Source organism: Actinomadura sp. NTSP31 (assembly GCF_041951385.1).
Taxonomy (GTDB): domain Bacteria; phylum Actinomycetota; class Actinomycetes; order Streptosporangiales; family Streptosporangiaceae; genus Spirillospora; species Spirillospora napierensis.
On record NZ_JBGNUT010000028.1, the window covers coordinates 110889 to 123957 of the forward strand.

A 13069-nucleotide genomic window follows, 5' to 3' on the forward strand; every position below is an offset into this window, starting at 1 on the left:
CCTGCCCTGCATTCAACCCCCCGCCGGACGCGGGCCCGGACGCGGGTCGCGGCCGCCGACGGCATAACCTGCGAAGTGCCCGCCTTGCCTGGAATGAGGAGCGACCACCATGCGCGACGCGGTGATCTGCGAGCCGCTGCGGACCCCCATCGGCCGTTTCGGCGGGGTGTTCAAGACCGTCCAGCCCGTCGACCTCGCGTCCACCGTCATCCGCGCCGTGGTCGAGCGCGCCGGGCTGCCCGGCGACGCGGTCGACGAGGTCTTCCTCGGGCAGTGCTATCCCAGCGCCGACGCCCCCGCCATCGGACGCGTCGCCGCCCTCGACGCCGGGCTGCCCATCGAGGTCGGCGGCCTCCAGGTCGACCGCCGCTGCGGCTCGGGGCTCCAGGCCGTCCTCAACGCCGCGATGCAGATCCAGACGGGCGTCAGCGAGCTGATCATCGCGGGCGGCGCCGAGTCCATGAGCAACGCGCCGTTCTACACGACCTCCGCCCGCTGGGGGCTGCGCGGCCCGTCCCTCGAATTGCACGACACCCTCGCGCGCGGCCGCACCACCGCGGGCGGCGTCAACTACCCGGTGCCCGGCGGCATGCTGGAGACCGCCGAGAACCTGCGCCGCGAGTACGGCATCGGCCGCGAGGAGCAGGACGAGCTGTCTGTCCGCTCCCACCAGCGCGCCGTCGAGGCGCAGCGCTCCGGCCGGTTCGCGGAGGAGATCGTCCCCGTCACCGTTCCGTCCCGCAAGGGCGACACGGTCGTGGACACTGACGAGCACCCGCGGCCCGACACGTCCATGGAGACCCTCGGGAAGCTGCGTCCCGTCCTCGGCAAGAGCGACGGCGAGGCCACCGTCACCGCGGGCAACTCCAGTGGCCAGAACGACGCCGCCGCCGCGTGCATCGTCACCACCCCTGAACGCGCCGCCGAACTGGGGCTGCGCCCGCTCGTCCGGCTGGTCTCGTGGGCCCGCGCGGGCGTCCCGCCCCGCACGATGGGCATCGGGCCTGTCCCATCGACGGCCAAGGCCCTCGCCGCCGCCGGGCTCACCCTCGCCGACATCGACCTCATCGAACTGAACGAGGCGTTCGCCGCGCAGGTCCTCGCCGTCACCCGCGAATGGGACGTCAAGGACGCCGACTGGGACCGCATCAACGTCAACGGCTCCGGCATCTCCCTCGGCCACCCCGTCGGTGCGACCGGCACCCGCATCCTCGCCACCCTCGCCCGCGAGATGCACCGCCGCGAGGCCCGCTACGGCCTCGAGACGATGTGCATCGGCGGCGGCCAGGGCCTCACCGCGATCTTCGAACGGGTCTGACCGCCGCCATGTATCCCGCTTCCGCACTCGGCGAGTTCCTCCGGTCCCGCCGCGCCCGGCTCCGTCCCGAGGACGTGGGGCTGAGCCCCGGCGTGAGGCACCGGCGGGTCGCCGGGCTGCGCCGCGAGGAGCTGGCGCCGCTCGCCGGGGTCAGCGTCGGGTACTACACGCGGCTGGAGCAGGGGCAGAGCCCGAACGTCTCCGACGAGGTCCTCGACTCCCTCGCCCGTGTCCTCCGGCTCGACGACGACGAGCTGAACCACCTCCACCGGCTGGCCCGCGTCGTCCGGTCCCGGGAGCGGGTCAGACCGGAACGGCTGCGTCCGGGCATCAAGCTGATCGTGGACTCGTTCACCGACGTCCCCGCCGTCGCGGTGGGGAGGCGGGGCGACTTCCTCGCATGGAACCGCCTGGCCCACGCCCTGCTGGCCCCGCACTGGGACTTCGACGGCGACGAGAAGCCCAACTTCGTCCGCATCGACTTCCTGGAGACCGGCTTCTCCCGCAGCCTCTTCGTCGACTGGGAGCAGAAGGCCCGCGACGACATCGCCTACCTGGAGGGCTCGCTGAGCAGGTTCCCCGGCGACGAGGGGCTGACCGCCCTGATCGAGGAACTGACGACGCTCAGCCCGGAGTTCCGCGCCATGTGGACGGAGCATCCGGTGTCGAACTGCGCGTCCATCTCGCGCGACTACCGGCATCCGGACGTCGGCGTCATGTCCCTCACCGCCGAGCTCCTCCGGACGCCCGACGACGAGGGACAGGGCGTGACGATCTTCCAGGCCGAACCGGGCACCCCGTCACAAGAACGGCTGCGGCGACTCGCCGAACTCGTCGCCGCAGCCGCCCCCTAGGCCCTCGCGAGGCAGCGCTCGGCCGGCTCTTCGACGGGCCGCCCGCCCGTCCGGCGGAGCAGGACGCCGCCCGCGACCGCGCCGAGCACCGCGACCGCGGCGGCCACGAGGAAGGCGGCGTGCAGCCCGCCCAGCGTGGCCAGGGCCTCGGTGGTGGACGAGGCGAGCGCCTCGCTCCGGGCCGCCACGATCGCGGTGAGCCCGGCCACGCCGATCGCGCCGACGAAGGTGGGCATCTGGGCGAGGCTGCCCGCGACGCCCTGATCCGCCTGGTCCAGCCCCGAAGTGATCGTCGTGACGGCGGCCACCACCGTCAGGACGTGCCCGAAGCCCATCGCCGCCGAGGTGGCCAGCAACAGCGCCAGACCGCCGTGGACCGGCAGGAACACCATCGCCGCGGTGCCCGCCGCCTGCACGGTCAGCCCGGCCGCGATCGTCGCGACCGTCCCGCGGGCGTTGATGAGCCGGGCCGCGAGCGTCCCGCCGGCCAGCGCCGCGACGCCCTCACCGAGGAACCCGAGCCCGGTCTCCAGGGGCGAGTAGCCCAGGACGTCCTGCATGTAGATGCTGAGCAGCAGCGTCGCCCCACCGCACATCCCGAAGGTGACCAGCCCGACGAGCATGCCCCACTTGACGGTCGGACGGCCCAGCAGCCGCAACGGAACGAGCGGAGCCGCATGCCGCGCCTCGACCCACAGGAACGACCCGAGCAGCACCACGGCGGCGGCCAGTACCGTCAGCGTCCGCGCACTGCCCCAACCGGCGTCCCCGCCGGTCGAGATCCCGTACACCAGGGCGAACAGCCCGCCGCTCGCCAGCACCGCACCGGGCACGTCGAGCCGCGTCCGGTTCCGTCCCGCCGTCTCGCGGACCACCCCGACGGCGCCGACCATGACCAGCGAACCGATGCCGAACAGGATGAGCATCGTCCAGCGCCAGTTCAGCCCGCTGGTGATCAGGCCGCCGCCGATCGTCCCGACGACGAACCCCAGCGACAGCAGCGCGCCGTTCACCCCCAGCGCCCGCGTCCGCTGCGGCCCCTCGGGGAACGCGCCGGTCATCAGCGCGAGCGCGGCCGGGCCGATCATGGCCGCCGCGACGCCCTGCCCGGCCCGCGCCGCCACCAGCAGCCCGGGGCTCGGCGCCAGCGCGGCCAGCAGCGACAGCGCCGCGAAGCCCGCCACCCCGACCATGAACAGCCGGCGCCTGCCGACCATGTCGGACGCCCGCCCGAACAGCGGCATCAGCGCGGCCGTCGGCAGCAGGCACGCGGTGGCCACCCACTGCAGCGCCGACGCGCTGGAGAACCCCAGGTCCCGGCCGATCTCCGGCAGCGCCACCGTGATGATCGAGTAGTCCAGCCCGGTCATGAACGTGGCGCCGCACAACGTGATGAGGACGAGCCACCCGCGCAGCCCGAGCCGCGCGGCGCTCGGTGAAATCTCTGTCGTCATGCCGCCCACCCTGCGCCGCACCGCACAGACCAGCCAGCACCCCGCTGAAGGTACATCTGCCAGATGCAGGCTCCCGTCGCCGCGGGCTCAGAACATCGCCCGGTGCCGCCCCCGGTAGCGGGGCCGCCGCCGTTCCATCGCGAAGACCAGGCCCGACGCCGCCAGCCCCGCCACGGCGCACACCACGGAGCCGCACACGGCGATCACTGCGCGGCCCCCGGCTTCCCGTCGAGCAGCCCCCGGATCACCATCACCGCGTCCACGACGCGCTCCACCTCCGCGACCGGGTACCGCCACGACGTGAAGAACCACATCCGCCCGCCGTCGTCCTCCCGCGCCCCGACGGTGATCAGATCGGCCGGATGCGCGGCGCAGCACCCCGCCGCCTCCCGGTTGACGACGCGCAACCCGTCGTCGGTCATGGACGCCTGAAGCCTGTACACGCGCAGAACCACGCCCAACGCCTCAAGCCGCGCTCTACTCTCAGGGGTCATGGGTCGGTCGCCTCCTGGGGCGGTCGATTCCTAGGCCCCGGCGCAGTGCACCACCACCGCGCCGGGGCCGCTTCATTCGCTAAGGGTACGCCTAGTGACACTCAGTGTCCCCTGGTGTTTCTTGATGTCCCGATATGTCCAAGTGTCCTACCAGGTCACCTAGTGTTTCCATGTGAGTATCGATCTCGACGGCATGGAGCCCCTGTATCTGCAGGTGGCGGGGGTTCTCACGGCGCGCATCGTGGACGGCGTCTATCCGGTGGGCCGTCGCATTCCCGCCGTTCGAGCCGTCGCGGACGAGTTCAAGGTGTCCGTCAACACGGCGGAGGCGGCGATCAGGCTCCTCCGCGAACAGGGCCTCGTCCGAGGCGTCCACGGACGCGGCACGTTCGTGATCGCCAAGCCGTCGGACGCGGACGAGGGCTGACCGGCCGGGGCGGGGCGGCTCGTCCGGCGAGGTGGGCGGCGCGTGGTGACGGACGGTGCCGCCCGTTTACTGAAATTGATTATTGATCTTGGTCGTGGCTTCGGGTTACGGTGACCCCGCCAGCTAGTGGATCTTCCACCGGCGGCCCGCGAACGCGGGCAGAAGGAGGTCACTCCCCCTATGCCTCGTCCCCTCTCCCGGCACATCGCCCTCGCCGCGGCTGCGGCGGCTCCGTTGGCGCTGAGCGCGCCGGCGATCGCCGCGCACGCGGCCACCACCACCTGGAAGGTCGTCAACCCGGCGGCCGACGGCAAGTACACCACCGCCTCGACGGGCACCGTGACCGTCAAGAACCAGGCGGGCGCGACCCTGCTCACCTGCAGCAGCGTCCAGCAGTGGGGACAGATGGCGAGCAGGACCGCCACAGGCGCCACCGCGTCGCTCGGAAACGTTTCCGACACCGTCGGCACCACGTGCACCCGCCCCGGCGGCGGCACCGCCGTCATGCTCGGCAACGTGGCCGTCGGCGTCGGACCCATCTCCTACACCGCCACCGGCTACGACGCCGCCACGGGCACGACGACCCTCTCCGGGACGCAGAGTTCTCCGTACGGCATCACGGTCCTGGCGGACGACTGCAGGTTCTCGTTCGGCAAGATCACGGCGAGCTACGCCAACGACACCCAGGTCCTGAAGTACAACAGCGCGGTCGCCGCCCCGTTCACCACGGCCAACAACGACGGCTCCGTCGGCTGCGCGGGAGTGCGCGCGGCGGGCGAGACCATCACCTTCACCGGCGGGTTCAAGGTCAGCCCCGCCATCAAGATCACCCGCACCACCAGTTGACGGACCGCGCTGTCCGCCGGTCCGCCGGCGGACAGCACCGGTTACGGCGGCGGGTCGGCGACGCGCTTCCGCCGCATGACTCTCAGCGCGAGTTGCTCCCATAGCAGCGGCACCACTACGGCACCGGCCGCCACCAGGACGCGGAACCACAGAGGCCAAGGGCCCAGCAGGAGCACACCGGCCGCGACGGCCAGCGCGGGAGCGTAGGTCCACCAGGACAGCAGCCGTCCCGAGGAGCCGTCGTGCGTCGGGTCGTCCACGTCATCACCCTAAGAAGAGCCGTCCGGCAGCCGCCAGAGGATCAGCCTGTCCGGTGATGGCCTCACACGCACCGGACCTCGCCCACGGATGGCGGCGGCCGCCGGGCGTGCGGCAGGTGGTCAGGAATCGAGAAGCCGGGCCGGGCACCGGCTGTCTAGCGTCATCGGTGAAGCGCCGGTTCCGGCGCGGCCCGCTCGAATCGCGGGTCTTCTCCCGGCCACCGCCAGGCGGCCCCCTCATGCCCGATGAACGAGGAAGAACCATGTCTCCGTCCCCTTCCGCCGTTCCTTCCATGCCGTTGTCCGGGTGGCGCCGCTGCATCCCGTGGATCGTGGGCCGCCGTTCCAAGTGGGCCGTCCTCGCGGTGTGGGTGCTGCTCATCGCCGTCGGCGGGTCGCTGGCCGCCAAGGTCGGGTCGGTGCAGGACAACGACCCGGCGAGCTGGCTGCCCGCCGACGCCCAGTCCACCCGGGCCGTCGAGATCGGGCAGCGGTACTTCGCGGACCGCGACACCGCCACCGCGACGGTCGTCTACACCCGCGGCGGCACCCTCACCGCGGCCGATCTCGCGAAGGCCGGCCATGACCGGGCGGCGCTCGGGCCGGCGGGGGCGGGCCCCGCCTCCGGCCTGGTGGTGTCGCCCGACCGCGGGGCCGCCTACTTCGGCGTCCCGCTCCGTACCGCGAAGAACGACAACGGCGTGCTCGGCGACGAGGTGAAGCACCTGCGCTCGCTGGTGCGGACGGACGCGCCGGCCGGCCTCACCATCAAGATCACCGGCGAGGCCGGCAGCATCGCCGACTACATCGACGTCTACTCCGGAATGGACGGCCTGCTGCTGGGCGTGACGCTGGCCATCGTCGCCGTGCTGCTGCTCCTCACCTACCGCAGCCCGCTGCTCTGGCTGGTGCCGCTGCTGGTGGTCGCGATGGGCAGCCAGGTCGCGAGCGGCGCGGTCTATCTGGCGGGCCGGTACGCGGGCCTGCCGGTGGACGGGCTGAGCATCTACATCCTGACCGTGCTGTCCCTCGGCGTCGGCACGGACTACGCGCTGCTCCTGATCGCCCGGTACCGGGAGGAACTGCACTGGCACGCCGACCGCCACGCGGCCATGGCGCAGGCGCTGCGCCGGTGCCTGCCCGCGATCGGCGCGTCCGCCGCGACCGTCGGGCTGGCCACCCTCTGCCTGGTGCTCGGCAGGATGAACTCCACCCGCGGGCTGGGCCCGGTCGTGGCCGTGGGCGTCGTGGTGGTGTTCGCCGCGATGAGCACGCTGCTGCCCGCCCTTCTGGTGACGCTGGGCCGGTGGGTCTTCTGGCCCTTCGTTCCCCGCCACCTGCCCGGCGCCGTCACCGAACCCGATGAGGGACGCGGTGTGTGGGCGGGAGTGGCGCGGTTCGTGGCCCGCAGCCCGAGGCTGGTCTGGATCGCCACGGCCGGGGTCCTGGTCGTCCTCGCGCTCGGCTCGGCCACGCTGTCCAACGGGCTGACGCAGGCCGAGCAGTTCACCACGAAGACCGATTCGGTCACCGGCCAGCGGCTCCTCGCCGACCATTTCCCCGCCGGGGCCTCCGCGCCCGTCGACGTCTACGTGCCGGCCGAGCGCGCCCCCGGCGCGCTGGCGGCGCTCGCCCGCACGCCGGGCGTGGCCTCCGCCACCGCGACCGCCACCGCCCGGGGCCGGACGCACCTCGCCGCCGTGCTGCGCGCCGCCCCCGAGACGCCCGCGGCCCGCCGGGCCGTCCAGCGCATACGGACGGACCTGCGCGGCGACGGCGCGGTGGTCGGCGGCCCGACCGCCGTCGCGCTCGACACCGCGGACGCCCAGGCCGGCGAGGACGCCCTGCTGTTCCCGCTCATCCTGGCCGTCGTCGGGATCATGCTGCTGCTCCTGCTGCGCGCCGTGGTCGCGCCGCTGGTGCTGCTCGGATCGGTCGTGCTGTCCTACGCCGCCGCGCTCGGCACCGCGGCGCTGATCTTCCACGCCCTCGGGCATCCCCGCATCGACCAGGGACTGCTGCTGTTCGGCTTCCTGTTCCTGGTCGCGCTCGGCGTCGACTACACCATCTTCCTGATGACCCGCGTCCGCGAGGAGGTCCACCGCGTGGGCCACACCGAGGGCGTCCTCACCGGCCTGCGCGTCACCGGCGGCGTCATCACCTCCGCCGGGATCGTCCTGGCCGCGACCTTCAGCGTGCTCGCCGTCATTCCCACGGTGAACTCGCTCCAGGAGGGCGTGCTCGTCGCGGTCGGGGTGCTCCTGGACACCTTCCTCGTCCGCAGCCTGCTCGTGCCGGCGCTCGCCATCCGGATCGGCCCCGCGTTCTGGTGGCCGCACTCCCTCGGCCGCCGGTCCGTCAGCGGCCCCGCACCCGCTGGACGAGGTCGGTGGCGGCTTGGGGCCAGTCGGGATGGGTGAAGGTGAAGCCGGCGTCGAGCAGGCGGCCGGGGACGACGCGGCGGCTCTTCAGCAGCAGTTCGGTGTCCGAGCGCAGGGCGAGCGCTCCGAGCTCGGCCATCCACGTGGTCGCGGGCAGGCCCACCGGCATGCCCCAGGCGGAGCGCAACTCCCGCATGAACGCGCGTTGCGGCAGGGGAGCGGGCGCGGCGAGGTTCACCGGCCCGGCCATGTCGTCCCGCTCGATCAGGAATTCCACCGCGCGGACGAGATCGCGCTCATGGATCCACGACACGTACTGCGCGCCGCCCGCGACGGGCCCGCCGAGGCCGAGCCGCGCCATCCGCAGCAGCACGTCGAAGACGCCGCCGCGGTCGGGGCTCATCACCATGGCGGCGCGCAGGGCGACCTTCCGGGTGGACGGTGTCGCCGCGCGCTCCTGCTCCCGCTCCCACGCCTTGGCGATCCGGACGCTGTACTCCCAGTAGCGCGGGACGTCCGGCTCGTCGCCGCCGATGACGCCGGTCGCCTCGTCGTTGGGCGCGTCGAAGCGGTGGGCGTAGATGGTCGCGGTGCTCATCTGGAGCCAGACGCGGGGCGGGTTCGCGGCGGCGGCGATGGCCTCGCCCACGACCCGCGTCGACAGCACGCGCGAGTCCATCATGTCCCGCAGGTTGGCCGGGGTGTAGCGGCAGCTCACGCTGCGTCCGGCGAGGTTGATCACGGCGTCGGCGCCGTCGAACGCGTCCGCCCACGGGCCGAGCGTCCGACCGTCCCAGGGCAGTTGCCGGTCGCCGGTCGGACGCCGCGTCAGGACAACGACGTCATGGCCCGCGCCGGTGAACGCCCGGTCCAGGATCGTGCCGACCTGTCCGGTACCGCCGGGAATCACCAGCTTCATGGCGCTCCACCTCCGTCTGCACGGGAGCGTAGCGCAGAAAATCGAACGCGTTCAAAAATCCCGTCCGGGCGCTAGAGCCGGGTCGCGGCGCGGACCAGCCCGGCGAGGGCCAGGGACCGGCTGTGCGGCGGCCACGCGATCACCGTCGTCACCTTGGGCGCGTCCAGCAGCGGCACGGTGGCGACCTGGTGGCTCAGGTGGGCGCGGCTCGACTCCGGCAGGACGGCCGCGGCGCGGCCGAGCGCGATCAGCTGGAGCAGCTGCACGTGGTCGCGGACCTTCGGGCCGGGGCCGTCCGGATACGTGCCGTCCGGGCCGGGCCAGCGCGGCATCGGCAGGCCGGGCAGCGCGGTGACGTCGGCCAGCCGCAGGTGGGCGCGGGTGGTGAGGGGATGCCCGGCCGGCAGCACCGCGACCTGCTCCTCCGTGTGCAGCTCCTCGGTGTCGAAGCCGGTCGCCGAGTCGAACGGCCGGTGCAGCAGCGCCACGTCGGCCCGCCCGTCGCGCAGCAGCCGCTCCTGCTCGCCGGGCCCGCACAGGAGTACGTCGACGGCCACCGCGCCGGGCTCGGCGGCGTAGGCGTCGAGCAGCTTCGGCAGCAGCTCGCTGGACGCCCCCGCCTTCGTGACGAGGACGATCCCGGGGTCGCCGGACGCCGCGGCGGCGGCGCGGCGGGTCCGGCGGTCGGCGGCCTCGACCGCGTCCAGGGCGGCCCGGCCCTCGTGCAGCAGCACCGTCCCGGCCTCGGTCAGCGCGATGGTGCGGTTGGTGCGGTCCAGCAGCGTCACGCCGAGCCGCCGTTCCAGCTGCTGGATCGCCCGCGAGAGCGGCGGCTGCGCGATGCCGAGCCGCTCGGCGGCCCGCCCGAAGTGCAGCTCCTCGGCGACGGCGACGAAGTACCGCAGCTCCCGCGTCTCCATGCCGCCACGATACCCGGTGGGTATCGCGGCCCACCCAGACGGTGTTGGCCAGGACGCCGGGGCCGGCGTGAGGATCGACGCATGACAGAGAAGACGATCGCGCTGGTCACCGGCGCCAACAAGGGGATCGGTTACGAGATCGCGGCGGGCCTGGGCGCGCTCGGCTGGAGCGTCGGTGTCGGCGCCCGCAGCGAGGGGCCGAGGGAGGCCGCCGTCGAGAAGCTGCGCGCGGCCGGAGCCGACGCGTTCGGCGTGCCGCTGGACGTGACCGACGACGCGAGCGTGACCGCCGCCGCCGGCCTGGTCGAGGAGCGCGCCGGACGCCTGGACGTGCTGGTCAACAACGCCGGAATCACCGGCGGCATGCCGCAGGAGCCCACCCGGGTCGACCTGGACACCGTGCGGACGGTCGTGGAGACGAACGTGATCGGCGTCATCCGCGTGACCAACGCGATGCTGCCGCTGCTGCGTCGCTCGGCGTCCCCGCGGATCGTGAACATGTCCAGCACCGTCGGCTCCCTCACCCGGCAGACGACTCCGGGCGCGCAGACGGGCCCGATCGCCGTCGCGTACGCGACCTCGAAGACGTTCCTCAACGCCGTCACCGTCCAGTACGCCAAGGAGCTGCACGACACGGACATCCTGATCAACGCGGGCTGCCCCGGCTTCTGCGCGACCGACCTCAACGGCTTCCGCGGCGTCCGCACCCCCGAGCAGGGCGCGGCGATCGCGCTCCGGCTCGCGACCCTGCCGGACGGCGGCCCGACCGGCGCCTTCTTCGACGACGACGGCCCGATCCCCTGGTGACGCCGCCTCAGAGGTGGTGGCGGAGCAGGAGGTCGTCGGGAAACGGGTCGAGGTAGGTCTGGTCGGCGATGTAGCGCAGGTGCCCGCCCTCGGCGTGGTGGCGCAGGAGGGCGATCGGGACGCTCAACGGCGCCCGTCCCTGCCGGTAGGAGTCGATGGCGGCGAGGATGTCGTGGCGGCGGACCGGGTCGAGGTCGTCGCTGATGAAGCCGAGGACGTGGTGGAGGGCGTTGGTGTGGCGGCCGCGTCCGGCGCGGGCGGCGAGCGTGGCGCTGAACGCGCGGCGGTAGTCGCGTTCCAGGTCGTCCCGGGGGCGGTCGCCCGCGCGCGCGACGATGCGGCCGGTCTCGCGGTAGCCGGCGGGGACGTGTGCGAGCAGCTGGAACTTGTGCCTGCTGTGGAAGGCGACCAGGTCGCGGGGCCGCCAGTCGGAGGCGAAGAACTCCCGTAGCCGCGCCTGCGCGAACACCCGCTCGACGAAGTGCTCGCGCAGTACGGGGTCGTTGAGCCGGCCGTCCTCCTCGACGGGCAGGTCGGGGTAGGCGTCGACGAGCAGGCCGGCGAACACGCCGCGGCCGTGCCGGTCCACCGGCTGGCCGTCGGTGCGTTCGCCCGGCCGCCCGGACGCGTACCGGGGCAGGTGCGACAGCCCGCAACTCGGCGACCGGGATTTCAGGACGTACCCGTCGATGTCGTCCAGGTCGGGGAGCCGGCGGCCGGCCAGCGCGGTCATGGCCGCGGTGTGGTCGGACGCGCCGTCCTTCGTGACGACGTGCCCGTCGGTCCGCAGCCGCATCGTGGGACGCGGCGCCCCGAGGCCGATCTCCATCTCCGGGCAGACCGGCACCCAGTCGACGTGCCGCGACAGCGGCCCGGTGAGGAACCGGTCGCGGCTGTGGCCGCCGTTGTAGCGGACGGCCGCGCCGAGAAGGCAGCTGGACGCCCCCAGCCGCGGCCGGGGGTGCTCACCGGCCGTCATCGGCACTCCGAATCGCGGGTCATGCCGGGTGCGGGACGGCCCTGCCCCGCCGCACGGCGTCGGTGAGGACGGCGTGCGCGGCGCGGCGTCCGGACACCAGGGCGCCCTGGATGGAGCCGGTGTCGCGGTGGTCACCGCAGACGTACCGTCCGGCGCCCAGCCGCACCGGGCGCCGCATCCGCAGCGGCGGCGGCATCGCGGGCAGCGCGGCCTCGATCGGGTACTCGGCGACGAGCCGCCAGCCGGACGTGTCGCCGTAGATCTCGCCGAGCCGGTTCAGCACGCGCGCCTCGTCCACCCCGGTACCGAGCACGGACGTCGAGACGAGCGCGCGGCCGTCCGCCGAGTAGCCCGGGGCCGCGTCGGTGATGACGAGCGTGTCGGTGACGACGCCGCCGGCATCGACGATCTGGATCGGCTCGCGCAGCGGCGAGGCGGGGGCCGAGTGGTAGAAGGTGGTGACGGCGCGCATCGCCGGCGCCTCGACCTCCGGCAGCAGTTCGGCGGCGCGGCGCGGGTCGGTGGCGACGACCACGGCGACGGCGCGCACGGTTTCGCCGTCCTCGGTCCGCACGCCGCCGTCGGTGATCTCCCGCACGGCGGTGTTCAGGGAGATCGCCCCCGCCGGCAGCCGCCCGGCGAGCTGCTCGGGGATGCGGCCCATGCCGAGCGCCGGGACGGCGATGGTGCCGCGCACGAACGACCGCCAGATCAGGTGGAAGAACCGGCTGGAGGTCTCCAGCTCGCGCTCCAGCAGGACGCCCGCCAGGAACGGGCGCATCAGCCCATCGATCATCACGTCCGACAGGCCCCGGACGCGGAGCTCGTCACGGGTGCTGCGGTCCGGGCCGTCGCACAGCCAGGAGCCGGACGCGGCGAGGTCGCGGGCGGTCATCGCCGCCAGCGCCGCCTTGTCGGCGGGCGTCCCGACGCCGGCGAACACGCCGCTCAGCGCGTGCTCCGGGTGCCTCCAGGGCAGCATGACACGCTCCATGCGCCCCTCGTGGAAGACCAGCAGCCCGGACGAGAACGGCCTGAGGTCCAGGGCCTCCAGGTCGAGGAGACTCCTCGCCTCGGGATAGGCGGTGTTGAACACCTGGAACCCGCGGTCGAGGCGGAAACCGTCCACGATGTCGGTGCGGACCCTGCCGCCGACCCCGTCCGACGCCTCCAGCACCCGGACGGGCACACCGTTCTCGTGCAGCCGCACCGCGCAGGCCAGCCCCGCGAGCCCGGCCCCGACAACGACGACGTCCTCGGCCATCGTGCGCCCCCCTCGTCCGCGCGACCGGCCCCACCGGCCCTTCGGTCGCTCGCCCGGTCGTCATGCCCGCCGATTCCCCGGTCATCCCGCTGACCTCGGCGAACTCTCCCGCCGGCCGCGCTTGCGCGGGCGGACCGCGGGTACGG

General features: G+C 73.5%; 13 protein-coding genes. 6 read left to right on the forward strand and 7 right to left on the reverse strand.

The window, feature by feature from the left end:
• The first annotated feature begins 109 nt into the window (after positions 1 to 109).
• Both ACA514_RS36220 and ACA514_RS36225 read left to right on the forward strand, forming a co-directional pair.
• Positions 110 to 1318: an acetyl-CoA C-acetyltransferase gene (locus ACA514_RS36220; RefSeq protein ID WP_375045793.1), complete on the forward strand. Its 1209-nt coding sequence runs from the start codon at positions 110 to 112 to the stop codon at positions 1316 to 1318.
• Between the two features lie 8 nt (positions 1319 to 1326).
• The gene (locus ACA514_RS36225; protein WP_375045794.1) at positions 1327 to 2172 is read left to right on the forward strand and encodes a helix-turn-helix transcriptional regulator; all 846 of its coding nucleotides are present in this window, start codon (positions 1327 to 1329) and stop codon (positions 2170 to 2172) included.
• Here the strand turns inward: ACA514_RS36225 and ACA514_RS36230 are convergent.
• On the reverse strand, positions 2169 to 3626 hold the full coding sequence (locus ACA514_RS36230; protein ID WP_375045795.1) for an MFS transporter: 1458 nt from the start codon (positions 3624 to 3626) through the stop codon (positions 2169 to 2171). The genes ACA514_RS36225 and ACA514_RS36230 overlap by 4 nt on opposite strands.
• A gap of 203 nt (positions 3627 to 3829) precedes the next feature.
• A complete protein-coding gene (locus ACA514_RS36235) occupies positions 3830 to 4081 on the reverse strand; it encodes a hypothetical protein (protein WP_375045796.1) in 252 nt (83 codons plus the stop codon).
• A 211-nt stretch (positions 4082 to 4292) separates the two neighbouring features.
• On the opposite strand from ACA514_RS36235, the gene ACA514_RS36240 reads away from it, so the two are divergent.
• Positions 4293 to 4547 (forward strand): GntR family transcriptional regulator, encoded by a 255-nt coding sequence (locus tag ACA514_RS36240; RefSeq protein WP_375045797.1) that lies wholly within the window; start codon positions 4293 to 4295, stop codon positions 4545 to 4547.
• Between the two features lie 180 nt (positions 4548 to 4727).
• Complete coding sequence (locus tag ACA514_RS36245) at positions 4728 to 5393, forward strand: hypothetical protein (protein WP_375045798.1); 666 nt, start codon at positions 4728 to 4730, stop codon at positions 5391 to 5393.
• 41 nt (positions 5394 to 5434) lie between these two features.
• Here the strand turns inward: ACA514_RS36245 and ACA514_RS36250 are convergent, their stop codons facing one another.
• Positions 5435 to 5653: a hypothetical protein gene (locus tag ACA514_RS36250; RefSeq protein ID WP_375045799.1), complete on the reverse strand. Its 219-nt coding sequence runs from the start codon at positions 5651 to 5653 to the stop codon at positions 5435 to 5437.
• Between the two features lie 293 nt (positions 5654 to 5946).
• On the opposite strand from ACA514_RS36250, the gene ACA514_RS36255 reads away from it, so the two are divergent.
• On the forward strand, positions 5947 to 8073 hold the full coding sequence (locus ACA514_RS36255) for an MMPL family transporter (protein WP_375045800.1): 2127 nt from the start codon (positions 5947 to 5949) through the stop codon (positions 8071 to 8073).
• Here ACA514_RS36255 and ACA514_RS36260 read toward each other — a convergent pair.
• Both ACA514_RS36260 and ACA514_RS36265 read right to left on the reverse strand, forming a co-directional pair.
• On the reverse strand, positions 8012 to 8953 hold the full coding sequence (locus ACA514_RS36260; protein ID WP_375045801.1) for a TIGR01777 family oxidoreductase: 942 nt from the start codon (positions 8951 to 8953) through the stop codon (positions 8012 to 8014). The two genes, ACA514_RS36255 and ACA514_RS36260, sit on opposite strands and share 62 nt — an antisense overlap.
• A 71-nt stretch (positions 8954 to 9024) precedes the next feature.
• Complete coding sequence (locus ACA514_RS36265) at positions 9025 to 9873, reverse strand: LysR family transcriptional regulator (protein WP_375045802.1); 849 nt, start codon at positions 9871 to 9873, stop codon at positions 9025 to 9027.
• A gap of 81 nt (positions 9874 to 9954) precedes the next feature.
• On the opposite strand from ACA514_RS36265, the gene ACA514_RS36270 reads away from it, so the two are divergent.
• Positions 9955 to 10680: an SDR family oxidoreductase gene (locus ACA514_RS36270; RefSeq protein WP_375045803.1), complete on the forward strand. Its 726-nt coding sequence runs from the start codon at positions 9955 to 9957 to the stop codon at positions 10678 to 10680.
• Between the two features lie 7 nt (positions 10681 to 10687).
• Here ACA514_RS36270 and ACA514_RS36275 read toward each other — a convergent pair whose 3' ends face one another.
• Both ACA514_RS36275 and ACA514_RS36280 read right to left on the reverse strand, forming a co-directional pair.
• On the reverse strand, positions 10688 to 11659 hold the full coding sequence (locus ACA514_RS36275; RefSeq protein ID WP_375045804.1) for a YbgA family protein: 972 nt from the start codon (positions 11657 to 11659) through the stop codon (positions 10688 to 10690).
• A 19-nt stretch (positions 11660 to 11678) separates the two neighbouring features.
• Complete coding sequence (locus ACA514_RS36280; protein WP_375045805.1) at positions 11679 to 12923, reverse strand: NAD(P)/FAD-dependent oxidoreductase; 1245 nt, start codon at positions 12921 to 12923, stop codon at positions 11679 to 11681.
• Positions 12924 to 13069: the final 146 nt, after the last annotated feature.